General features: G+C 33.7%; 25 protein-coding genes. 5 read left to right on the forward strand and 20 right to left on the reverse strand.

Going from position 1 to position 23028, the window contains the following annotated elements:
- Positions 1 to 79: 79 nt before the first annotated feature.
- From ACGH6S_RS07990 to ACGH6S_RS08060, 15 genes are all read right to left on the reverse strand, one after another.
- Positions 80 to 1207: a hypothetical protein gene (locus ACGH6S_RS07990; protein WP_411578604.1), complete on the reverse strand. Its 1128-nt coding sequence runs from the start codon at positions 1205 to 1207 to the stop codon at positions 80 to 82.
- A gap of 97 nt (positions 1208 to 1304) precedes the next feature.
- The gene (locus ACGH6S_RS07995) at positions 1305 to 1574 is read right to left on the reverse strand and encodes a hypothetical protein (RefSeq protein WP_085165008.1); all 270 of its coding nucleotides are present in this window, start codon (positions 1572 to 1574) and stop codon (positions 1305 to 1307) included.
- A 508-nt stretch (positions 1575 to 2082) separates the two neighbouring features.
- Positions 2083 to 2385, reverse strand: coding sequence for a hypothetical protein (locus ACGH6S_RS08000; RefSeq protein WP_411578605.1), 303 nt, complete (start codon positions 2383 to 2385; stop codon positions 2083 to 2085).
- 130 nt (positions 2386 to 2515) lie between these two features.
- Positions 2516 to 2743: a hypothetical protein gene (locus ACGH6S_RS08005; protein ID WP_411578606.1), complete on the reverse strand. Its 228-nt coding sequence runs from the start codon at positions 2741 to 2743 to the stop codon at positions 2516 to 2518.
- Complete coding sequence (locus ACGH6S_RS08010) at positions 2737 to 3051, reverse strand: hypothetical protein (protein ID WP_411578607.1); 315 nt, start codon at positions 3049 to 3051, stop codon at positions 2737 to 2739. Before ACGH6S_RS08010 ends, ACGH6S_RS08005 begins: the two co-directional genes overlap by 7 nt.
- A 172-nt stretch (positions 3052 to 3223) precedes the next feature.
- Positions 3224 to 3709, reverse strand: a complete 486-nt coding sequence (locus ACGH6S_RS08015; RefSeq protein WP_085165001.1) for a hypothetical protein — start codon at positions 3707 to 3709, stop codon at positions 3224 to 3226.
- A 16-nt stretch (positions 3710 to 3725) separates the two neighbouring features.
- Complete coding sequence (locus ACGH6S_RS08020) at positions 3726 to 4109, reverse strand: hypothetical protein (RefSeq protein ID WP_174798921.1); 384 nt, start codon at positions 4107 to 4109, stop codon at positions 3726 to 3728.
- A gap of 211 nt (positions 4110 to 4320) precedes the next feature.
- A complete protein-coding gene (locus tag ACGH6S_RS08025) occupies positions 4321 to 4626 on the reverse strand; it encodes a hypothetical protein (protein ID WP_085164997.1) in 306 nt (101 codons plus the stop codon).
- Between the two features lie 78 nt (positions 4627 to 4704).
- Positions 4705 to 5154 carry an SMI1/KNR4 family protein gene (locus ACGH6S_RS08030; RefSeq protein ID WP_411578609.1) on the reverse strand — a complete coding sequence of 150 codons (450 nt, stop codon included), beginning with the start codon at positions 5152 to 5154 and terminating at the stop codon, positions 4705 to 4707.
- A gap of 68 nt (positions 5155 to 5222) precedes the next feature.
- Positions 5223 to 5531, reverse strand: a complete 309-nt coding sequence (locus tag ACGH6S_RS08035; protein WP_194240446.1) for a hypothetical protein — start codon at positions 5529 to 5531, stop codon at positions 5223 to 5225.
- A 177-nt stretch (positions 5532 to 5708) separates the two neighbouring features.
- Positions 5709 to 6137: a CPCC family cysteine-rich protein gene (locus ACGH6S_RS08040; RefSeq protein WP_176701292.1), complete on the reverse strand. Its 429-nt coding sequence runs from the start codon at positions 6135 to 6137 to the stop codon at positions 5709 to 5711.
- A 179-nt stretch (positions 6138 to 6316) separates the two neighbouring features.
- Positions 6317 to 6841 (reverse strand): SMI1/KNR4 family protein, encoded by a 525-nt coding sequence (locus ACGH6S_RS08045; RefSeq protein ID WP_411578610.1) that lies wholly within the window; start codon positions 6839 to 6841, stop codon positions 6317 to 6319.
- A 95-nt stretch (positions 6842 to 6936) separates the two neighbouring features.
- The gene (plsB, locus tag ACGH6S_RS08050) at positions 6937 to 9351 is read right to left on the reverse strand and encodes a glycerol-3-phosphate 1-O-acyltransferase PlsB (protein ID WP_411578611.1); all 2415 of its coding nucleotides are present in this window, start codon (positions 9349 to 9351) and stop codon (positions 6937 to 6939) included.
- Between the two features lie 336 nt (positions 9352 to 9687).
- The gene (gene aroD, locus ACGH6S_RS08055; RefSeq protein ID WP_411578612.1) at positions 9688 to 10452 is read right to left on the reverse strand and encodes a type I 3-dehydroquinate dehydratase; all 765 of its coding nucleotides are present in this window, start codon (positions 10450 to 10452) and stop codon (positions 9688 to 9690) included.
- 110 nt (positions 10453 to 10562) lie between these two features.
- Complete coding sequence (locus tag ACGH6S_RS08060) at positions 10563 to 11435, reverse strand: shikimate dehydrogenase (protein WP_411578613.1); 873 nt, start codon at positions 11433 to 11435, stop codon at positions 10563 to 10565.
- Positions 11436 to 11620: 185 nt separating this feature from the next.
- Here ACGH6S_RS08060 and ACGH6S_RS08065 point away from each other — a divergent pair, with 185 nt between their 5' ends.
- From ACGH6S_RS08065 to radA, 4 genes are all read left to right on the forward strand, one after another.
- Complete coding sequence (locus ACGH6S_RS08065) at positions 11621 to 12964, forward strand: Na+/H+ antiporter family protein (protein WP_411578614.1); 1344 nt, start codon at positions 11621 to 11623, stop codon at positions 12962 to 12964.
- A gap of 37 nt (positions 12965 to 13001) precedes the next feature.
- Positions 13002 to 14291, forward strand: coding sequence for a 16S rRNA (cytosine(967)-C(5))-methyltransferase RsmB (rsmB, locus tag ACGH6S_RS08070; RefSeq protein ID WP_411578615.1), 1290 nt, complete (start codon positions 13002 to 13004; stop codon positions 14289 to 14291).
- Between the two features lie 146 nt (positions 14292 to 14437).
- A complete protein-coding gene (gene serB, locus ACGH6S_RS08075) occupies positions 14438 to 15412 on the forward strand; it encodes a phosphoserine phosphatase (RefSeq protein ID WP_065560868.1) in 975 nt (324 codons plus the stop codon).
- A gap of 9 nt (positions 15413 to 15421) precedes the next feature.
- The gene (gene radA / locus ACGH6S_RS08080; protein ID WP_065560869.1) at positions 15422 to 16801 is read left to right on the forward strand and encodes a DNA repair protein RadA; all 1380 of its coding nucleotides are present in this window, start codon (positions 15422 to 15424) and stop codon (positions 16799 to 16801) included.
- Between the two features lie 100 nt (positions 16802 to 16901).
- On the opposite strand, the gene ppnN is transcribed toward radA, so the two are convergent.
- The 3 genes from ppnN to ACGH6S_RS08095 form a co-directional block, all read right to left on the reverse strand.
- Positions 16902 to 18278 (reverse strand): nucleotide 5'-monophosphate nucleosidase PpnN, encoded by a 1377-nt coding sequence (gene ppnN / locus ACGH6S_RS08085; protein ID WP_034913512.1) that lies wholly within the window; start codon positions 18276 to 18278, stop codon positions 16902 to 16904.
- A gap of 309 nt (positions 18279 to 18587) precedes the next feature.
- Positions 18588 to 20126 carry a murein biosynthesis integral membrane protein MurJ gene (gene murJ, locus ACGH6S_RS08090; protein WP_085164982.1) on the reverse strand — a complete coding sequence of 513 codons (1539 nt, stop codon included), beginning with the start codon at positions 20124 to 20126 and terminating at the stop codon, positions 18588 to 18590.
- A 175-nt stretch (positions 20127 to 20301) separates the two neighbouring features.
- On the reverse strand, positions 20302 to 20433 hold the full coding sequence (locus ACGH6S_RS08095) for a citrate/2-methylcitrate synthase (RefSeq protein WP_208610457.1): 132 nt from the start codon (positions 20431 to 20433) through the stop codon (positions 20302 to 20304).
- Between the two features lie 218 nt (positions 20434 to 20651).
- Here ACGH6S_RS08095 and cobB point away from each other — a divergent pair, with 218 nt between their 5' ends.
- Entirely contained in the window at positions 20652 to 21335 is a 684-nt protein-coding gene (gene cobB, locus ACGH6S_RS08100) for a Sir2 family NAD+-dependent deacetylase (RefSeq protein WP_085164980.1), read from the forward strand.
- A gap of 9 nt (positions 21336 to 21344) precedes the next feature.
- On the opposite strand, the gene mtgA is transcribed toward cobB, so the two are convergent.
- Both mtgA and mobB read right to left on the reverse strand, forming a co-directional pair.
- Positions 21345 to 22040: a monofunctional biosynthetic peptidoglycan transglycosylase gene (gene mtgA, locus ACGH6S_RS08105; RefSeq protein ID WP_296300412.1), complete on the reverse strand. Its 696-nt coding sequence runs from the start codon at positions 22038 to 22040 to the stop codon at positions 21345 to 21347.
- Positions 22041 to 22090: 50 nt separating this feature from the next.
- Positions 22091 to 22585 (reverse strand): molybdopterin-guanine dinucleotide biosynthesis protein B, encoded by a 495-nt coding sequence (gene mobB, locus ACGH6S_RS08110; protein WP_411578616.1) that lies wholly within the window; start codon positions 22583 to 22585, stop codon positions 22091 to 22093.
- Between the last annotated feature and the right edge of the window lie 443 nt (positions 22586 to 23028).

Below are 23028 nucleotides of genomic sequence, written 5' to 3' on the forward strand. Positions count from 1 at the left end.
TGAATAGTAAGATATTATCTTACATATTTACAAGATTACTGGATTAATATCTTTGTTTTTACCATAATTATCAGACAGATTAGAGGCTGTTAGATAAAAAAGGCTTATTCAGTTTTTTAGCTAATTTTTCTACACATTCTCTAGCTGCGATTTTGTAATTGATTGCATTTTCATAGGATTCATTTTTATCAACATATTCTTCAAATGTTTTAAGTGCACCTAAAAAACGAGCGGCAACAATAGTAAATTCATTATTGATCCAACAAGCGAAAATTGTTGAAGCAAACCCTTCAAGATTTTTATAATAAACAATATTTTCGATTTTTTCGATATCTAAAATCAGTACATGATTTACCTGTAAACTTTCTGGTAATCGTTTAATCTCTGTCGCATCAATGTATAAAGTTCCGTTTACGGATAAATTTTCGGGCAAGGTGTTAATTTTTTGATTTTGTAAACTTAGATAACCTCCAACTGATAAATTTTCTGATAATTTATTGATTTGCGTGTGAAATAAATCTAAATTACCACCTATAGTAAGATTACGTGGCAATGTTTGAATCTCAGTATATTCAAGTTCTAAACTTCCAGAAACAGAAAGGCCTTCAGGCAGGTTTGTTAATTTAGTGCCACTTAATGCTAAATTACCATTAATAGAGAACTTTTCTGGTAAACTTGTGATATTTGTATAGCTTAAATCTAATCCCCCACCAATTGATAAATATGTTGGTAATACTTCAATTTGAGTATCGTATAAATTTAAATTTCCCTTAACTGTGATATGTTCAGGTAAAGCTTTTATCTTAGTATATTGCAAAATTAAGTTACCAAGTACGGTTAAGTTATCAGGTAACGATTCTATTTTTGATGAGTCTAAATCTAAATTTCCTCCACAAAAAAAAGTGTTAGGTAATGTTTTAATATCGCTGTAAGCTAAATATAAATTACCACCAACTGATAGATTATCAGGCAATGTCTGGATATGGGTATAATTTAAATTTAGATTGCCACCAATCGTTAAATTTTGAGGTAATTCTTCTATATGTGAATGAGCTAAATTTAGATGCCCACTAATTGATAAATTATTAGGAAGTGTCTTAATATTTGTATGATATAAGTCCACATTACCATTAATGGTTATTTTATTGTTTTTAATAAAATAATTTATTCCCTTTTTTTTAAGTAATATGAAAAATTTTTCCACCACTTATTTCCTTTTTTGTCAATGCGTTAATGGATTGTTGTGTACATAACTTGGCTTTTTTCTATACAGAATAGTTTTAATGATTAGTAATGTTTTAGTGCTATTGCTGTTGTCCTGCTTCAAAATGGTAGTGTTCCATTGAGGCACAGGTAAAAGATTCAATAAAGGCAGGTTTTGTATGCCACGTTTGTTTGGCAGTAAACAAATCATTAGCAATCGCCCAATCATACACCCCAGTATTCACAGGATAACGGGTTAATACACCAGATAATTGATGTTTTTCAATCCAAGTTTTAGCTTCAGTTAACGAGGTGAATATACCAGCAGGAAAGTTTGCTCCTTCACCATTAAATACCCATATTTCTTTCATTTTTGCTATCCTATTTAATCAATTCTGGTTGCAACATGGTATTATGCTATAAAATTAATATGTGATTTAAAACATGACAGTAGTTTAAGAGCAATGTTGTCGAAAATAGATAATTCAAAATTATTAAGATTATCTTGATATTCCATTACTTTATCCACACCATAATTTGAATAGACAAGGCAAGTTATATGTATCATATCGTTTGTGATGCAAATATTAACAATATCATTATCAAATAGTTCCATACTGTTAATTGATAATTTGAAACGCAGATAAATTTGTTGTTTCAAGATATTAACATGTACATAACTAGCCATATCAGTTAATTTAAACTGCCTAGCAATATTCGATTGTAAAAAATCCCTATTTGATTAAGTCTATTCGATAAGTGTGATAGCAAATCAACTGTTTTTTTATTGTCAAAAATCATCATACTTGGATACTATAAAAGATTAAAGTACTTACGCTATCGGTGACCAAAAACAAAGTACATAATTTTTTAACTAACTTAATTAGCGTATTGTAAGAAAGCATCGTTTTTAAAATAAAAGACAAAAGAGCTAAATAAATCCTCTAATGTTGGATTATCTAATTCATTGTTAGCCACGCTAATAATATCTTCAATTTCGGCTTTTTCTAGCGTTGGTATCCAACCTTCTTCTATAGCTTGTTTAGGCAGGTTTGAATCATCATCATCTAAAATATCTTCATCCTCAAGACTAAAAACTCCTTGGGTATCAAGTGTCCAAGATGAGTGATCAGCGGGAAGATAAAAAAAACTGTATGGCATGTCTTCTATGTTAGAAAGCATATCTCGTATAGTAATAAAATTCATCATTTTCAAAAAAAAATTAAAAGGTTAAGATACTTTCAATATTCAGACATCAGTATAATGGCATATTAAATGATTGTCAGTATATTTCAATAAGCAATGTATTCATTTAATCACCATCGGCAATAATCACTTCGTCTTCACTCACAGCTTGCTTAAGTAGCATAATTAGTTTTTGGATTTCGCTGTCGTTATGTTTTTGTAACAAGTTGATTAATATTTTTTGATGATCGGGATAGATTCTGTTTCGACCATAGACATCAATCATGATGCCTGTTTTCCGCTTTAAATCGATAAAAGCTTGCTCAAGTAATTGCACTTTTTTATCACTTAACACAAGAGATGGCTTACTGTCTTTTTTCGATAACGTATGCTCTGTTTTAAACCGATGGAGCCTTGCCTTACACATTTTAGCAGATCCTCATCACTAATAATAAAATCACTATCTTCCAGAAAAATATCAATCACTGCTTCGGCAAATGAATCTGGAATATGATTTAAGACAAAGTTAAAAATACGATTTTTTGCGTCGTTGTGTTGTAATATTGATTCAATGATGATCGATGCATTTTGCTGCCAATTTTCGGCAAACCGTAGAAAATCTTGCTCATTGAACGTATCTTGCAGAATGATTTTAGCTACCATTTCGCCTCTTTAGTAATATTGTAAGGTAAATATAATTGTTATTTAAAGATAAATCCTAACTCGCAACAACGATCATCGCTATATTGATTACCAATATTCAAAAAATATATAGATAATTTATTATAAGCAATTTTTCATCTTAACAACTATCTAGTATTTCAATACAAAGATTTTAGTTAAGTGATATTTTATTCTTTTTAATCAAAAAATAGCGTTTGGAAGAAATTGGACGGGAAATGTAAGGTAGATATCTAAGTGCAAACGGAAAGGTTTTTATAGGTTTGTTAAAAAGTTCGAGTAACCAACCATCAGAATCCTTAAACGACATAAATTCAAAACTTATCGTATTATCGGATAAAATTTTAATATCATCAATACCATTCCCAGCAAACCAAGAAGAGTAGCCACCACCAATTCTAGCTCGATCGACAAATTTATTCCTTTTTAAATCAAGTAAATAAATAGATAAAATCTCTTCCCAAGCGTCACCATTTTGTGACAAAAAAAGTAAGATATAATCATCATTATAACTAAAAGCCGCTTCTAAATAGCCCCCTTTCAGTTTTTCATTACAGCAAACACCATCAACTTCAACAAGTGAATAGATTTCGCCAGGTTTCCTGAGAGGTAATCGCTTTACTACAACATTGGATATCATTTTTATCATACTTAATCTAAAAAATGTTATTTAAAATATCAATAGAAAGCCTATCAACACTAAACTTAATAAAATCACCACTTAAGTAAGCAAAATCATAAAATAAATCATCTTGAAAAACAAGATTCGATAGTATTAATCTATTTTCAAATAGATAACCATTAATATGATGAACAAAAGTATCAGCTTGTTGCATAATAGAAAAATGCTTATCTCCAGATTGTTCAGGCTTTATCTTGTCAATAAAACACAAATTAAGTTCTAATAGATAAATATTGCCCTGATTTAGCGCACAAGCGGAAGAATTGATAAAACAGCAAAGTTGATATTGACCAAAATCAAAAGTAGCCTGTTCCTCAATATATGGATCTATAGCAACTAGCTTTGCGTAATATTTCATTGTTTTTTCCATGTTTGATTGTGACTAGTGAGTGATCGCATAATTAGGGGATATAATAACAGAACATCCAGATGCATAAGATCACTAAAATTCAGTTGTATTATCCTATAATTATCTTGGTTTGTGATTGTATGATATTGATTGCATTATTTCGTGAAATGAATGATTTGATATAAAAAATGAATTTAATAACCTTAACACTTTTCCCAAATCAAAATATTATCTTTGATCCTTTTGCTGGCCCCAATTGATCTATATCAATACCAATAGAGCCTAAATAATCTATCATTTGTTGATACAAATTGAATTCATGAATTTCATCAATAATCGTTTCATGTTCGTCGAAAAAATCCACACCATCGACTAGTTTTATAACTTCGTAAAGAACCCTATACTTTTTATTTTTAAAATTTATAGCAATAGTAGTAAATTGTGAAGCATTATTGGGAAGATCATCAATAATTGTTGTTTGTAATGTTCGCCCTAATCGAATATATTCATTTTTAGTATATTTCATATAACCATAACCTTTTTATTCAATATGATTTTAGAGCCTAATAGGTTTGTCATGCACTAAAGCATAAAAACAAATCATTTACTCAGTCTGATACGTTTTATACAATGCTATTTCAGCCGATATGCATTGGCTAAATTTGCAATTTAAATTTTTTATTATGTCACCTTCTGTATAACAATAGACCATAGGATCATCATGTCTATCCATAAAGAATAGACTTGAATAACCTTGATGTAATAAAAAAGCAAAGAAATTAGTGGGAATAGAAATATTGTTCTCGACCAGTAAAACTAAAGAGCCTTGGTTTATATCATCAATTTCATGAAATAATATAGCTGTACCAAGTTTAAAATCACCTGCATTAATGCCTAGTTTTGACAAAAAAATTTTATAATATACAGGAAGCCGACCATATTGGTGTTCAAGTTGAGCCAATTGTTGGTCATTACAGCCTTTGGTAACAAAACCTTTGGAAGTCAATATAGCAATTAATTGATTGAGTTGATGATTAAACTCCCATTTATTCAATGTGATTTTACCTTTATTTTTCTAGTTGGTAGATGTTTTTAGCTTGTAATTGTATTTTAAGACAGTAATTAAAGTACTTCAACAGTTGCCACTTGTTTAGGTCCCTCATAAATAATTATTTTAAACCCTTTATTGAGTAAGTAACTGGGCGCATTTTTCATTAAAAAATGGGCTTCACCAAAACCTATTCTTTCATGAGTATTAATGTTCTCATTATTTTTAACATTTATTACCAATGACCAACTTGTCATATCACCCTGCTTATCTTTAAGCGGTTCAGTGATCGGATAGTATTTTGTATTTATAGGAAGCGTTTTTTTTCCACCTTGTTGTATGGATCGCCAATAAATTTTGACATTAACTGTCGAATGTAGCATTTTTAGATTCCTATTTAGTCATTTGTTATTCTGTTATTTTTTAATGTGTTTACCAATTTATTTAATGGCCTTCTTAATAATAAATTATCAAATTTTATTTAGCCATAAAGATTGTTTTTTGTTTAAAAAATCAGATTTTACATACTTTCATTGTGATAGGAAAATTTATATAGAAAATTACACTTGCTTCAATTTTAAGCTGGTAGGTGAATACCTTCTTATAAATACATCACTGTATTGCTCAATCAATTCTTTTGTGACGATATTATTTTTATAATCTGTTAAGTAACTTTTGTTTAATTTGCTATAACCATTTTTATCCAATGTATCCGTCTGCCAATTGCAAACAGGGCATATTTCAAAAATAGCATCTTCAGCATTTTCGAACACCACAAATTGGCAACAAGCACAAGCTACCCCTGATATTCCACTATCTGGGTGATCTATAATCTTTATTTTATTACCGGTAATTTGCTCTATTTTTGTTTCGAGATAACGATTTTTTAATAACGGTGAGGGTTTATAATTATCAAAAATATCATTATTAAATATTGCTTGTTTAGCATGCTCGCAAGATTGCTGGTTTATTATGCCATTTTCAAACAAATATGTTGTTCTAGCTTGTAAGCTTAAACTAAATAACGCATGATAACTTAAAAAATTGATGACCTCATTACGCAAAAAAGATATACACATAATGTTGCTATGCCTCTATTAAGCTCATAGTTAAATGAACGCTATAATGCTAATTATCTATTTAGCAAAAATATAATTATCACAAACGGTTATTTTTTGAAATAAATGTAAAGCGCAATTGAAGCAATAACCCAAACCCATATAAGAATATCTAGCTGGCGATCTTTCTTATATTTTTTGTCAAGAGATTGTAATACCTCATCCAAAAATAAAATAAAACAGTTAAATGATTCAAATTGGAGTGTTAATTTTTGCTCTACGACTGACCAGTAGTAAACACAACCATTATCTTGAGGCCTTAATGAAAGCAGGTAACAATTCAAGTATAGATCAGAAGCAAAAGGGAGCATATCTTGTAGCTGCGGGAAATCTCGTTTAAACTGCGCATAAATATTTTCTATTGTAAGGCCATATTTTATGCTAAAAAAATTAATCAAAAACTTGTCATCAACATAATTACTCATTTTACTATCAAGTTGTATAAAAGTTCCTCCGTTAAATTGGCGGTAAAAGTTGATAAAATCATCGTGAATTTTATTCCCAACGAATTGACTAAATTCGTTGAGTTCTTCATCAGTTAATTGTTGTTGTGTTTCTTCGAGTTTCAATACCATCTGTTTTTTCTTTTCACCCAAACCATATTAACTAAAAAGCATGATTTATTATTTTTTTGTTTAATAGCTTCATTATGGACTTTTTATTATTTGAGTTATAAATTGATTTCGTCGATAGTTTGCATTACTCGTGCTGTAATTAGAGGCTTAAGTATTGTATTCATGGTTTCAATTTTTCCTAAGTTGGTATCATTCCGATCATCTAAATAACCTTGCTCTCGTAGTGATGCGACTAATGTTGAAAATACACCTTTGTCGAAGAATTCTGGAGCATTAATACCATGCAAAACAGATAACCGTTCAGCAATGAGACGCGCCTCTTTTTCTAGTTTTGCACGGCTAATAGTTGGATCTTTTTGCAATAAAGAAAACGCAATAGCATAACGTTGTAAAGTATCTTTAGAAGATGAAGCAATTAATTGTAATCCCGAAATTTTTAAAGAATTTACTGTCAATTTATCTGTCGAGTCGCTAATTAAATTCAATTTGGCATAAGTTGCTATGATTTGTTGTACATATACAGTTAGCTGTTCATCATTATGATAAAGGAATAGTTCTGATTTTATTAAAGGGAAAAACCGTCTTACTTGTTCTAATATTTCGCCAGATGATATTTGGTTATATTTGAGCACAATTCTAGCTACGATTGCAGGAATAATCAGTAAATGCTGAATATTATTTCGGTAATAGGTCATTAATACTGCTTGTTCAGTTGTAAGTCCAACCATTTCACCAACTTCATCGGTAGTAATAATGAATTTACCCATTTGTTTGGCGTGTTCAAATAACTCTTCAGGTGTTTGATCTGGAATAGTTATCAAATCTGAATAAGGAATATTTTTTAATAATTTTAAAAAATAATCGATATGTTCCAGTAACCTTACTTTGGTTAGTGCGCGTTGGTCTGCGGCCAATAATATTGAACAGCATAAGTTCATCGCATTAATTGCAGCTGAAGAGTTAATATGCTCCATAATTTGTTTAGCAAGTAAATTGGTTGTTGGTGTTAACCAACTAGGGCGCTGTGTACCAGTTGGTTCTATTTCATTTCGCCAATCAGGAACTTGTTGGTTTAAAAATTGATTTAAAGGTATAGGTTGGCCAAAATTAACATAGCCAAACCCTAATTTTTTTAATTTGAAAAATGCTTTAATTGTGCGTCCTAAACTCTCTTTTTCTTTTTTTGCACCACGGAGTTCATTGGCATAAGTTGCAACTTCTAAAACATGTTCATAACCAATATAAACAGGAACAACAGTAATTGGGCGTGCATCACCACGCAATAATGTTTGGATTGTCATCATCAACATGCCTGTTTTAGGATCGAGTAACCGGCCTGTGCGTGAGCGTCCACCTTCAATAAAATACTCAACAGAATAACCACGGATAAATAGTTCAGCCAAATATTCACGAAAAACGGCAGTATAGAGCTTATTTCCTCTAAATGAGCGGCGAATAAAAAATGCACCTAATCGCCTAAAAATAGGACCTGCTGGCCAAAAGTTTAAATTAATGCCAGCAGCAATATGAGGAGGAACTAAACCTTGTCGATAAAGCACATAGGATAATAAAAGGTAATCCATATGACTACGATGACAAGGAGCATACACAATTTCGTGTCCGTTTTGCGCAAGCTCACGAACTGGATCTGCGTTTGTCACTTTAAGACCTTGATAGAGCCTATTCCATGCCCAAGTGAGAACAAAATCAGTTATTCTTAACATACGATAAGAAAAATTTGCGGCAATTTCGTTTAGCATTGCTAAAGCATTTTTTTTCGCTTTATCAATATCAATATTTTTGCTTTTAGCCTCTTCTTGTATTGCTTCTGACAGTCCAGGATTATTTAATAATTTATTAAGCATTTCTTGGCGAATGGGCAGTTTGGGGCCGACAGAAGCTATCCTTTGCTTTGCAAAATGAATACGCGCAACGCGAGCCAATTTATGTGCTAACACTGAAAGATCTTGTTTATCGACATGAATATCTTTAAAGGAAACAGTACGAGAAAAGCGTGTATAACAGTCTCTGCCTGATGTCATTATTTTTAATAATTTACTAGGTGCACCAAGTACTTGCAGTGAAAGTTTTTTTTCTCCTTCTTTATCAGGGCGGCGACCAAACATGACCGAAATAGGTAGCATCTGAATATCAAGATCATGATTTTGTTGATGTGCAGAAATATAATCCCTTAAAATTTCAATCGCTTTACTTTTTTGTTGATTGGATGCAAAAATACCAGGTCCTTTATCAATATAGATATAAGCTGGAATAACTTTACCATTAATATCTATGCCAACTAATGGATCAGGTAAACTATATTGCAAACAAAGAGATCGAACCACCATCAAATCGATTTGAGAGTTATAAGGAAGTACGTATAAAATTGGCTTGTTGGTATCGAGGTCTAATTCTGTTATTGGATCGGTAGGAATTGGTTTGCTTTTAACAAAAAGCTTCACCAAAATTTGGATTAGAAAAAAATAAACTTTAGTCCACCAAGAAAACATAAAAAAATAAACCTCATACGTTTTTATTAATTATCCATTTAACTAACTTAGATTCTGCACTTTCTAACTAAACTGAGAAATGAATGTTTAAATTAAAAATTTAAAGCAGTTTTGTTTTTAGTCTGCAAAAGCATTTAATAGTTAATGCAGTATATACTTCTTACTGCTTATCTGTTAGTAAATTTGCACAATCTTTAGTCCATGTAATTAGCTGATAAAAACAACTTATATAACAATATCCAAGTCTAATATAAAGGTTTATTGATATCAACTACATGGCTCTCTCTGTTTTTTGCCTTCTTTAGCTAATTGATTAATAAAATAGTTTCAGTTGAATTAACTACGACTTTGGTATAATGCATCTAAAATATATCGTAATTGTTTAACATCTAATTGACCTGGTGCCGATGCATTCTTAGCCGCTCCAAAAGTCATTGCTGAACCAAATGTCGAACCAGAAATACGACTAACAGTTCCAAGCCCAGCCATTGACATGGTAATAATCGGCGTGGTTGAGTTTTTTTTGTTCATTTCTGTGGTGGCAGCTAGTAAGGTTAATACATCATCTTCGGTGTTGGGCATAACTGCAATTTTGGGAATGTCTGCGCCAAGTTCTTGCATTTTTTTTAGTCGATAGACAATATCGCTCTTAGATGGCGTTTTTTCAAAATCATGATTTGATACCACAACAAATACCTGATGTTTGTGTGCGACATCGATAATATCTTTTACATAGTCATCACCAATAAACATCTCAACATCAATCAGATCGATAAGCCCACTACAAGCCATTTCTTTATTCAATTGGACATAAGATGTTAATGGCCATGGCTTAGCTCCACCTTCGTTTGCGGTTCTAAAAGTGAATAAAATAGGTTTATTTGGTAGTAAATCTGCTATTTTTTTAGCGACTAACTTTACAGTATTAAGATTATCAACGTGGATAAAGTGATCAACACGCCACTCTAAAACGTCAAAATCAATTGATTGTAAAAACTGTACTTCATCAATTAATTCTGCCTCAGTTTTACCGATAATTGGCACAATAATTTTGGGTGCGCCTGAACCGATTTCAAGTTTTTTGATGGTTAGTGTTTTCATTTTGTATCCTGTTAGCTAAAAATTCCGTTAATAGACCATAATTTTATCTGGTTTTAATTTTGTATTAAATAAGACAGTAGAATGAAGTCATTAGCATAAGAAATTATTTATTAATCATTAAAACCCATTTGCTCTTTCACATATTCAATAGGGGCATCTTCACCTGTCCAAATTTTTATTTGAGCTGCACCTTGCCATAACATCATGCCAATACCATTTAATATTTTACAACCTTGTTGCTCAGCTATTTCAAGTAGTTTTGTTTTACGCGGACTATAAATACAATCTGTAACAACAAGATCGGGGGGGAACATTGTTGGATCTGTAATTAAGCTTTTTCCTTCTAATGGTTTCATTCCTACACCTGTAGCATTGCAAAGTACAACACTATCTGAAATTTCTTTGCGTAGCTTATCTTTATCGGCCAGATCGATAACGCGTACATGACCTTGAGTATTTTGATTTAATTTTTTTGCAATGGCCTCTATTTTTGTATAGCACTCATCCTTTTGATTAAAGACAGTGATCTCTTTTACGCCATCAAGAGCAGCTTGCACAACAATGGCTGTTGCAGCCCCTCCAGCGCCTAGGATGGTTATTTTTTTGCCTATCACATCAATGTTGGCTTCTTTGAGCATGCGCATGTAACCCATTCCATCTGTGTTATAGCCTGTTAAAACACCATTATCGTTTGAAATAGTATTACACGCACCACTCATTTCCACAGCAGGTGTTAACTTATCAAGGTATTGGCAGACTAGTTGCTTGTTGGGCATGGACACGGCACTGCCGCGTAATCCTAATGCTCGAACTCCTTTAATTGCGTCAGGGAGTTTTTTTTGGTCAACTTCAAATGCTAAATAAACATAAGGTATCTTTAATTTAGAATAAATGGTATTTTGCATTTGAGGGGATAAGCTATGGCGAATAGGGTAAGCCATTAAACCAATCAATAAAAAATGTCCGTCGATATTATTTCTCATTAACAACTCTCCACAATAGCCCTACAGTTTAGTTAAGGGTTCTATTTTTAGAATTTTTTATTAACACATTTTTAATTTTATATATATTTATATATAGATGAAAGAGTGAGTATACACTATCGATTGCACTTTCAACATCTATCGCCTAAAATAATAAGTTTTCTTCTTAAATAAGAATTTATTTTATGAATACAGTGCTTGATTTGTTTTCTTCAATAAATGCGGTTGTAGTTGCGGTAATTTGCATGTTAATTTTATCTCTTTGCCGTGTTCATGTCGTTATTAGCTTAATAATTGGCGCATTTGTTGGTGGACTATTTAGCCATTTATCGTTAAAAGAAACCATTGATGCATTTAATACTGGGATCAGCAATGGAGCTAATATTGCACTTTCTTATGCTATGTTAGGTGCGTTTGCAGTGGCAATATCAAAATCTGGCTTACCCGAATTATTGGCTGATAAAGCTATTAAGCAACTTACATCAAGCGATGCCAAAAAACGTATCAAGTGGATTTTGATTGTTATTATTGGGTTAGTAAGTATTTCATCGCAAAATGTTATTCCTATTCATATTGCTTTTATTCCGCTTTTAATTCCACCGCTTTTATACGTAATGTCCCGCTTACAGCTTGATAGAAGAATGATTGCTTGTATTATGACATTTGGATTAATTACGCCTTATATGTTTTTACCAGTAGGATTTGGGAATATCTTTTTAAATCAAATTTTATTAAAAAATATTACCGCATCAGGAATGGATGTTAGCCATGTAAATGTAATGCATGCAATGGCAATTCCTGCATTAGGCATGTTTGCTGGTCTATTATGGGCTATTTTTGTTAGTTATCGTAAGCCTAGAGAATATAAAATTATTCGTGGAGAGGCAAATCAAGATGCTTTAAAAGATGTGAGTAAGCGCTCTCTTATTGTTTCATTATTGGCGATTATTCTATCTTTTACTGTTCAACTTTATACTGGTTCAATGATTTTAGGTGCCTTAATTGGTTTTATTTGCTTTATTGTATCGGGTTCGATTAAATGGGGCGAAGCTGATGGCGTTTTTACGGACGGCATCAAAATGATGGCTATGATCGGGTTTGTAATGATTTCAGCACAAGGTTTTGCCGAAGTGTTAAAACAGACTCATGAAATAGAACCTTTGGTTATCAACAGTGCAGCATTATTTGCTGGTAATAAAGTGATTGCAGCTTTTGTGATGATGCTAATTGGGCTGGTTATTACATTAGGTATTGGATCTTCATTTTCGACAGTCCCTATCATTGCTGCAGTATATGTCCCACTTTGTGTACAACTCGGTTTTTCACCAATTGCCACCGTATGCTTAATTGGTGCATCAGGTGCAATTGGTGATGCGGGATCGCCGCCATCAGATACTATTTTAGCGACCTCTTCTGGGCTAAATAGTGATGGGCAACATGATCATATTCGTGATAGTGTTATTCCAACATTTACCCATTTTAATATTCCATTATTTATTGCTGGTTGGATTGGCTCGTTAATTTTATAAGTTAATCCAATTAAATGAATTAAGGTCGTTATTCATTATGAATAAAAAATCATCCCAAAATATTAGAGCTATTTGTGCGCAAGCTATTTTTAATGTGCTAGAAGAAGGACAGTCATTAAGCGCTACATTGACAACTTTAAACCACAAAATAGCCGATAAAGATAAGGCGTTAGTACAAGAAATCTGTTTTGGTGTGATGCGAGTATTACCTGAACTCAATTTTTATATTCATACTTTGATGAGTAAAGTGTTAACGGGTAAAAATAGAATTTTACATGACCTATTGTTAGTGGGTATTTACCAGATTCTTTATACCCGTATCCCAGCACATGCGGCAGTCGGTGAGACAGTTAATGCGGTCAATACTCTCAAAAAAACACAGCTTAAAGGGGTTGTAAATGGTGTGTTGCGTGAGTTTTTGCGCCAACATACATCATTACAACAAAAATTTACGCAAGACAGCAAGCAACAAAACCAGCAAACATTACACCCAAGTTGGTTGTTAACACGCCTTAAGCAAGCCTATCCAGAGCAGTGGCAAGCTATTGTTCATGCTAATAATCAAAAACCACCAATGTGGTTGCGAGTTAATCTTAACCAATATTCAGTAAGTGATTACCAACAATTACTTGCTGAACAACAAATTGAGTCTGATAGCTTTCCAGAGTTACCTAGTGCTCTGCGATTATTGTCACCTGTCAATGTAAATAAATTACCCTGTTTTGATGGGGGTGCTGTCACGGTACAAGATCTGTCTGCTCAATATGCCGCTTATTTGTTAGCACCGCAAAATGGCGAGCTCATTTTGGATATGTGCGCAGCACCTGGTGGTAAAACCACACATATTTTAGAAGTTGCTCCAAAAGCACAAGTTTTAGCGGTGGATATTGAGCCTAGCCGAGTGAAGCGCATTCACGAAAATTTAACTCGATTAAACTTACATGCCGAAGTTAAAGTTGGTGATGGATTAACCCCAGAACTATGGTGTGAAGGGCAACAATTTGATCGCATTTTACTTGATGCGCCTTGTTCAGCAACAGGCGTTATTCGCCGTCATCCCGATATAAAATGGTTACGCCGAGATAGTGATATCATGCAGTTGACTGAATTACAATACGCTATTTTAACTAAAATCTGGGTTTATTTAAAAACTGGTGGTACTTTGGTTTATGCCACTTGTTCAATCCTACCAGACGAAAATAAATTACAAATTGAACGTTTTTTGCATGAAAACACCAGTGCCAAATTACAAGGTGAACTTAAACAATTTTTACCTACTGAAAATGGTGGTGATGGTTTCTTTTATGCAGTATTAAAGAAAGTATAATTTGCCCTTTTATTTTTGTTAAAAAGTTTCAGGTAACTATGTGTTTAAGTATAAAAAACTAAAAAAATCACACAATCCTAATTTGGACAATCTTTAGTAGTTGTGATAAATTTTGGGCTTGTTTTATCTTATAAAGATGTTCAGATATGGCTTATACTCTCACCTACAATGATTTACCTGAAAATATCCAACATTGGCAAGGTTTACCGCTGTCATTAAATGGCTGTGAAGTGGTTCCTTTAGATTATAATGCAGGTAAAACAGGCTGGATTATTTATGGTAAAAAGTTAAATAAAACAGTCTTATCAAAATTCCAAGATCAACTTGCTATGCCAATGGTGATTGTTTCATCATGGAAAATCAAAACTTATCAGATTGTTCGTATTGCAGGGGTGATACCTAAAAAAGCTAAATCGATATCATTAGCATTAGGTATTGATGTTGCCCCAATCGATAATTTACCCACGCTACGCTCCCCGGGGTTACTTGTTATGGACATGGATTCGACAGCGATTGGCATTGAATGTATTGATGAACTGGCCAAATTGCATGGTGTAGGGCAGCAAGTTGCAGCGGTAACTGAACAAGCTATGCGTGGTGAACTTGATTTTGCCACAAGTTTGCGAAAACGTGTGGCAACCTTAAAAGGCGCACATCAAGCTATTTTAGATCAAGTTAAAGATAATTTACCACTTACTCCTGGGCTTACTTATTTAGTAAAAGAACTGCATAAAAAAAATTGGCATGTAGCTATTGCCTCAGGCGGTTTTACCTATTTTGCGGATCATTTAAAGCAAAAGTTAAAATTAGTTGACGTTTATGCTAATGAATTAGAAATCAAACATGGAAAATTAACTGGTAAAGTTTCTGGTCAAATTGTTGATGCAAAATATAAAGCAAGGACATTACAACAACTAGCAGCATCGTTGGAAATTCCCATTGAACAAACTGTCGCAATTGGTGATGGAGCCAATGATTTGATGATGATTCGTATTGCTGGTCTAGGTGTTGCTTATCATGGTAAACCTAAAGTTGTCGAAAAAGCACGAATTAGTATTAATTATGCAGATTTAACAGGTTTATGGTGTATTTTATCCACTAGTTTATTAAGTGAAGGTTAGGAGATTAAATTGGCAAAAGCAGTAAAACGTGCTTATGTTTGTAATGATTGTGGAGCAGATTACCCACGTTGGCAAGGGCAATGTAGTTCATGCCATGCTTGGAACACCATTACCGAAGTTAGGCTTGCAAGTACCTCTTCACGTAACGACAGATTAACGGGTTATGCAGGTAGCGGGATTGGGCAAGCTAAAATTCAAAAATTGTCCGAGATCAGTTTAGAGGCACTGCCAAGATTTTCAACTGGTTTTTCAGAATTTGATCGTGTGCTTGGTGGTGGTGTCGTACCGGGGAGTGCCATTCTCATAGGAGGGAATCCCGGAGCAGGTAAAAGTACGTTGTTACTGCAAACCATGAGTAAACTCTCATCACAAATGAATACACTTTATGTTACAGGTGAGGAATCCCTCCAACAAGTTGCAATGCGTGCCCATCGATTAGGCTTACCTGCGGATAATATCAATATGTTGTCCGAAACCAGTATTGAGCAAATCTGTTTATTGGCTGAGCAGTCCCAGCCTAAATTAATGGTGATTGACTCTATCCAAGTGATGCACCTTACTGATATCCAATCTTCGCCTGGTAGTGTTGCACAAGTACGCGAAACAGCTGCCTATTTAACTCGTTTTGCCAAAACAAAAGGTATTGCCATTATTATGGTGGGGCATGTTACTAAAGATGGCTCTCTTGCTGGTCCAAAAGTACTTGAGCACTGTATTGACTGTTCAATTTTATTAGATGGTGATGCTGATTCTCGTTTTAGAACTCTACGCAGCCATAAAAACCGTTTTGGAGCAGTAAATGAGCTGGGTGTATTTGCTATGACAGAACAAGGTTTAAAAGAGGTTAGCAACCCATCAGCAATCTTTTTAAGCCGTGGAGATGAAATGCTACCGGGTAGTTCGGTAATGGTATTGTGGGAAGGTACTCGCCCATTACTGGTTGAAATCCAAGCATTAGTCGATCACTCGATGTATGGTAATCCAAGACGTGTGACTGTAGGATTAGATCAAAATCGGCTTGCATTATTGCTTGCAGTATTGCATAGGCACGGGGGATTGCAAATGGCCGATCAAGATATTTTTGTTAACGTTGTTGGTGGTGTAAAAGTTACCGAAACAAGTGCGGATTTGGCATTGATTGCAGCACTTGTATCAAGTTTTCGCAATCGCCCGTTGCCACAAGATATCGTTATTTTTGGTGAAATTGGTCTTGGTGGCGAAATTCGACCAGTACCAAGCGGACAAGAACGAATCTCTGAAGCGGCTAAACATGGTTTTAAAAAAGCAATTGTACCTATTGCCAATATGCCGAAGAAGAAGCCCGAAAATATGCAGATTTTTGCAGTTAAAAAAGTATCAGAAGCACTAGATATTTTAGGTGATTTTTAAAAACCAGATAAAATAGTAATAGTTAAAATTAATCCGCCAATAAGATTATCGGCGGATTAAAGTTGGATTCAATTTCTATTAAATGGGTTAATATTATTGTTTAATAACAAATTTCATAACAAGGTTGATAAGCGCTTCCTCCTGGCAATTTCATTCGGTTTTGTTTAACAAAACTACGCAATAAATTATCAAGTTGCTGCATAATTTCAATATCACCTTGTAATTTGTATCGACCATTTTCGGCAATTTGCTTCATACCAAATTCTTTAACATTTCCTGCAACAATACCAGAAAACGCACGACGCAAATCAGCGGCTAACAGCTCGACAGGTTGCTCACGATGAAGATTTAATGAAGCCATATTAGCGTGAGTAGGTTCGAAAGTATGTTGTAACGATTCATCGATTTTTAATAGCCAATTAAACCCATAAGCATCGCCTGTTTTTAAGCGTGAAGCTTTAACATGCTTAACACCCTCTTTCATAATACGAGCTACTTGTTCAGGTGAATCGATAATAATTTGATAAAGTTTAGTTGCCTCATCGCCTAATGTGCTACGAATAAAATTATCTATTGAAGCAAAATAATCTTCGCATTCTTTAGGTCCAGTTAAAATAAGAGGTAGGGTTTGGTGTTTATTTGCAGGGTTTAATAAAATCCCCAGAATATAAAGCAACTCCTCAGCGGTGCCTGGTCCACCAGGGAAGATAATAATACCATGAGCCATTCGTACAAACGCTTCAAGGCGTTTTTCGATATCGGGCATAATAATCAATTCATTGACTAATGCATTAGGCGGTTCTGCTGCAATAATTGACGGTTCGGTCATACCAATAAAACGGCTTTCTTTATAACGTTGTTGCGCATGACCAACAGCAGCACCTTTCATTGGTGCTTCCATAACACCTGGACCACAACCAGTACAAATGTTAAGTTCACGCAAACCAAGTTGCATACCGACTTGACGAGCATAATAGTATTCATTTTCGTTAATCGAATGTCCACCCCAGCAGACAACCAAATTTGGCTCTTCACCCACATGGAGCGCATTGGCATTGCGTAAAATAGAAAAAACAAGGTTTGTAATATAAAACGAATGATCCCTTTCAAATTTGAAATCGGAAATAAGCTCTTTAACTGCACTGATTTGACTATTCAAAAAAAGGATATCGCGTAATACTGCAAACAAATTAGCTTGAATTGAACGAATAATCCGACCATCAACAAAAGCGCTTTCTGGAGCATTAACCAACTCTAACTTGACGCCTCGCTCTTTACTAATCACATTAATTTCGAAAGACTGGAATCTATCTAACAGATCTTTCGTATTATCGGTTTTACTACCTGCATTTAGTGTTGCTAACGAACAATTTCTATATAATTTATAAAGTTCGCTATTGGCAGATTTTTTCAGAATATCGACTTCTGCCTGAGCAAGTAGATCCATTGATCCTAATGGGCTAATATGGGTGATCATTACAACCTCCATTTGACTATTTTATCAGCAAGGCGACTATTATATACTTAAACTGACTGAATAGGTAAAGTTGATAAATCTTCTTGATAACAGATTAACAGTTTAAAGTGATACAACAAAATCCAAACAGAATTAAACTCACTAAAGTCTTTACCACTAAACTATGAGTAGATTAAATTAGACTACCTATAATGAATAGAGTAAAGAAAGAGACTTTTATCTTATATCTTTATTAATTTTTTACTAAAACACATAGTAACCTGAAACTTTTTGACAAAAAGTCAATTTATCTTTATCCAATGCTTATTATTAATCAATTCGTTTAATAAAGTGTTTTATCTTAAATCCCATGGCAATCAATGATGCAAAATAGACTAAAATACCCACAATAACCAATAAAAATAATCGCCCGATACGAATCAACATTGAACCAGTTGACCAATCAGGTAATAACTGTGAGCCGAACCACAATATTGCAGACATTAGAATTACCGCAATGACGATTTTACTCAAAAAGCAACGCCAACCAGGTTGGGGTTGATAAAGCTGTTTTTTACGCAACTGCCAATATAATAATCCAGCATTAAAGCAAGCGGCTAAGCCAATTGATAGCGAAAGACCAGCATGTTGTAATGGACCAATAAAAGCAAGATTCATTAGCTGTGTTAAAATTAATGTAATAATTGCAATTTTAACTGGTGTTTTAATATCCTGACGTGAATAAAAGGCTGGAGCTAGCACTTTAATCAAAATCAACCCAAGTAGACCTATAGAATAAGCAACTAAAGCTCGCTGGGTCATTAAAGTATCATTTAAGGTAAATTGTCCATATTCAAATAGCGTTGATATAAGTGGGCGAGAAATAACCCCTAATGCAATTGTACTCGGTAGAGCCAATAAAAAACAAAGGCGTAATCCCCAATCTAACAATTCACAATATTGTTTATGATCACCTTTAGAAAAGCTTTTTGCTAATGATGGCAGTAAAATGGTGCCTAATGCTACACCAAGCACCCCAGCAGGAAACTCCATTAAGCGATCAGCATAATACATCCACGAAACCGAGCCTGAAACTAGAAATGAAGCAAAAATAGTATTAATAATTAAAGATATTTGCCCTACAGACACCCCTAAAATTGCTGGTCCCATTTGTTTTAAAACCCGCCAAACACCGCTATCTTTTAAGCTAATACGCGGTAATACTAGCATGCCAATTTTCTTTAAATAAGGTAGCTGGTAAAGCAATTGTAAAATCCCACCAACACCAACAGATACAGCAAGAGCCAATACTGGTGGATTAAAGTAAGGCGTTAAAAATAGGGTAAATACAATCATACTCACATTGAGTAGTGTTGGAACAAAAGCAGGGACAGAAAACCGATTCCATGTATTAAGGATGGCTCCAACAAGTGATGCCAACGATATAAAAAAGATATAAGGAAAGGTTATGCGTAGCATGGTAGTTGCAAGTTCAAATTTTTCAGTTGATTCTTGCATAAATCCAGGCGCAGTTAGCATAATGATAAAAGGCGCAGTGATAACTCCAATTAGCGTGACCAACGCCAAGACTAAAGTTAATAATCCAGCAATATAAGCAATAAATGTGCGAGTTGCCTCAGTTCCTTGTTGATTTTTATATTCAGCCAAAATTGGTACAAACGCTTGTGAAAAAGCGCCTTCTGCAAAAATACGGCGGAGTAAATTAGGAAGTTTAAAAGCAACAAAAAATGCGTCGGTGGCCATACCTGCGCCAAAAAAACGTGCAATAATGGCATCACGCACAAAACCTAATACACGAGACACCATCGTCATTGAGCTGACAGTAGCTAAAGATTTTAAAAGATTCATATTCAAATTATATACAAAGTATACAGCCTAAAACTGATAATGAAGCATAGTCTACAAACTATTACTTTAAATAACCATGCTTTTTTAATAAACTTAATTTTATTGATACCGACAGCAAATACTGGCGAATGTTTGGTTTAACGATCTTCTTAAGGTGTAAACAGCACGAATTCAACTATATCTTTATAGGCATGGCGAATAACTGACAATCATCAAAATTGAGTTCTTCAATCCAATGAGCACACCACCCAATAATACAAGACATTACAAATAATGTCGTATAATCATCTTTTGATAAGCTAATCATGTCATAAACACAAAGCCGGAATAGAAATCAACATTGACACAAACGAGAATAAGCAAATAAAGCGCTATTTGAATATATTGAAATCTATTATAATCAAGTTCATCGACATTCCGCCAATGGTTGAATATTGTCACACAAAAATGAAATTAAGTTATATAAGGTGAATACTGCTTAATATTTGTTTTGGCGAAAATCTGAAAAAAGAGCATATACCAATTATGAAGATACCAAAAATAGTTATTCTAACCGGTGCCGGTATTTCGGCTGAATCGGGTTTATCAACCTTTCGTGCTCAAAATGGATTATGGGAAGGTTATGATGTTAATGATGTAGCAACTTACGAAGGCTATATACGCAACCCAACAGCGGTACATGATTTTTATAATATGTTACGCCGTAAATTACAAAATCCAGATGTTAAGCCTAATGCAGCCCACTTTGCGCTAGCTGAATTAGAACAGAAATTAGGTAGTGATAACCTCTTAATTGTGACACAAAATGTGGATAACTTACATGAACAAGCTGGATCTAAAAATATTATTCACATGCATGGTGAATTATTAAAAGTGCGTAATGAAAAAACAGGACAGATAATTGATTGCTTTAACGATGTGGATTATCAACAAAACAAATTCATTCGCCCACATATAGTCTGGTTTGGTGAAATTCCGCTACAAATGGAACAAATTTATGATGCACTTTCGCAAGCTGATTGTTTTATATCCATTGGCACATCAGGTAATGTCTATCCTGCTGCTGGTTTTGTACAAATCGCTAACCAAACAAGTGCTAAAACGGTTGAACTTAATTTAGAGCCCAGCTTAGGTGAAAGTCTGTTTCAAACCAAAATTTACGGACCAGCAAGTAAAATTGTTCCTGAATTTATCAAAAAATTCATCTAAAGCAAATTGCTACTTTAGTTGTTTAAGATAATTTTTGTTGCCTAAATTACTCATTTGGGCATGAATCCATTTGGTTCTCTTTTTTACTCGTTCACTTGGTTTAATTGGGCTCCAGCGTCTAGGATTAGGTAATACTGCCGCAAGTAAACTTGCTTGCTGTGAAGTTAATTGATTGGCACTTACATTAAAATAATACTGAGAAGCCGCTTCAATGCCAAAAATACCTTCTCCCCATTCTGCACAGTTTAAATAGACCTCAAGAATACGCTCTTTTGACCAAAAAAGTTCTATCCATAATGTAAACCAAGACTCCATTCCTTTGCGAATCCAACTACGAGTTGGCCATAAAAAGATATTTTTAGCGACTTGCTGAGTAATTGTGCTAGCACCTTTAATATTTTTGCTATTTTGATTATGATTTAGCGCTAGGCGGATAGCGTTAAAATCAAATCCCCAGTGCACAGGAAAATTTTGATCTTCTGAAGCGATTACCGCAATTTTTATATTATCTGAAATTTCGTCCAAATCTTTCCAGATTCGTTGCTGTGGTGTATTCCAATGCATTATCTTACGTTCTATCATTAGCATAGAACCGAAAGGTGGATTCACCCAACGCATTACTAAGGTCGAAAAGATAGATAATAGCATAAATCCAATTATCGCTTTTTTAGTTATGTTTAAAAATTTTCTGAATAAGGGCTTCATGCTGATTTAGATAAAATAACGTAAAAAATTAGCAAATAAGATACGATATATTATTGATTAAATAAATAACTTTTTATAAATTCAACAAGTTGAAGTGGGTTGTTTATATCCAAAATGGGTAAAAAAGCATCTAACGGCTCATCACTAGTAATAGCCAAAGTAAAATCATCAATAAAAAACGGTTTTTTAACGGAGCTTCGGTGACAAATAATTTTAGGAATTTGCTCATCTTTAAAGCCCTCAACTAAAATAATATCAACATCAGAAAATTGATTAATTAAAGTCTGCAAATTGGCAGGTTTATTGGGTGTTTCACAAATTAAAGCGTAACGGTTATCACAAGCCACAATTGTTTGTAACGATCCAGCTTTACGCAATTTATAGCTATCTTTTCCTGGAATATCAAATTCAACATCGTGATGCGTATGTTTTAAAGTCGCCACCTTAAAGCCCTGCTCAACAAGTAGCGGAATAACCTTTGCCAACAAGGTAGTTTTACCACTACCACTGTAACCACAAATAGCGAGCGTTTTTTTTATATTCATTATTTCTTGGTTCAAAATGGTTATAATCAATTTAAACCTAATATACACTATTTTCTACCTCGAAAGAGATAAAACCAATGCAAAAGCCGCTAAAATCACAACTCAAACAACACCACAGTCAACTATAACCGTTTGATTTGATTGGAAACAAAACTTCAATAAAATCAATAGTCCACCTGAGCGATTTTAGAGCAAAAAACACATCGATAGCTCCACAATGTTAATAAGTTTGCCTTATCAGAGCGCCAAAATATGCCGATAACGAAGTAAAGCTAGTACGCTAAACTGGGCTGTTGGGTGTGTTTGTGTTTTAGGTGTTATTAGCAATATTAATTATTCAACCAAAGGTCAAAATGTTTGAAATCTGACATCATAATTTAGTTAAAAAATTCACCTATTTTTATAACTGAATCATTTCTATCTTTATGTTTCTTTAAATTTAT

It is taken from the genome of Gilliamella sp. BG3 (genome assembly GCF_046635605.1).
GTDB classification, from domain to species: Bacteria; Pseudomonadota; Gammaproteobacteria; order Enterobacterales; family Orbaceae; genus Gilliamella; species Gilliamella bombi.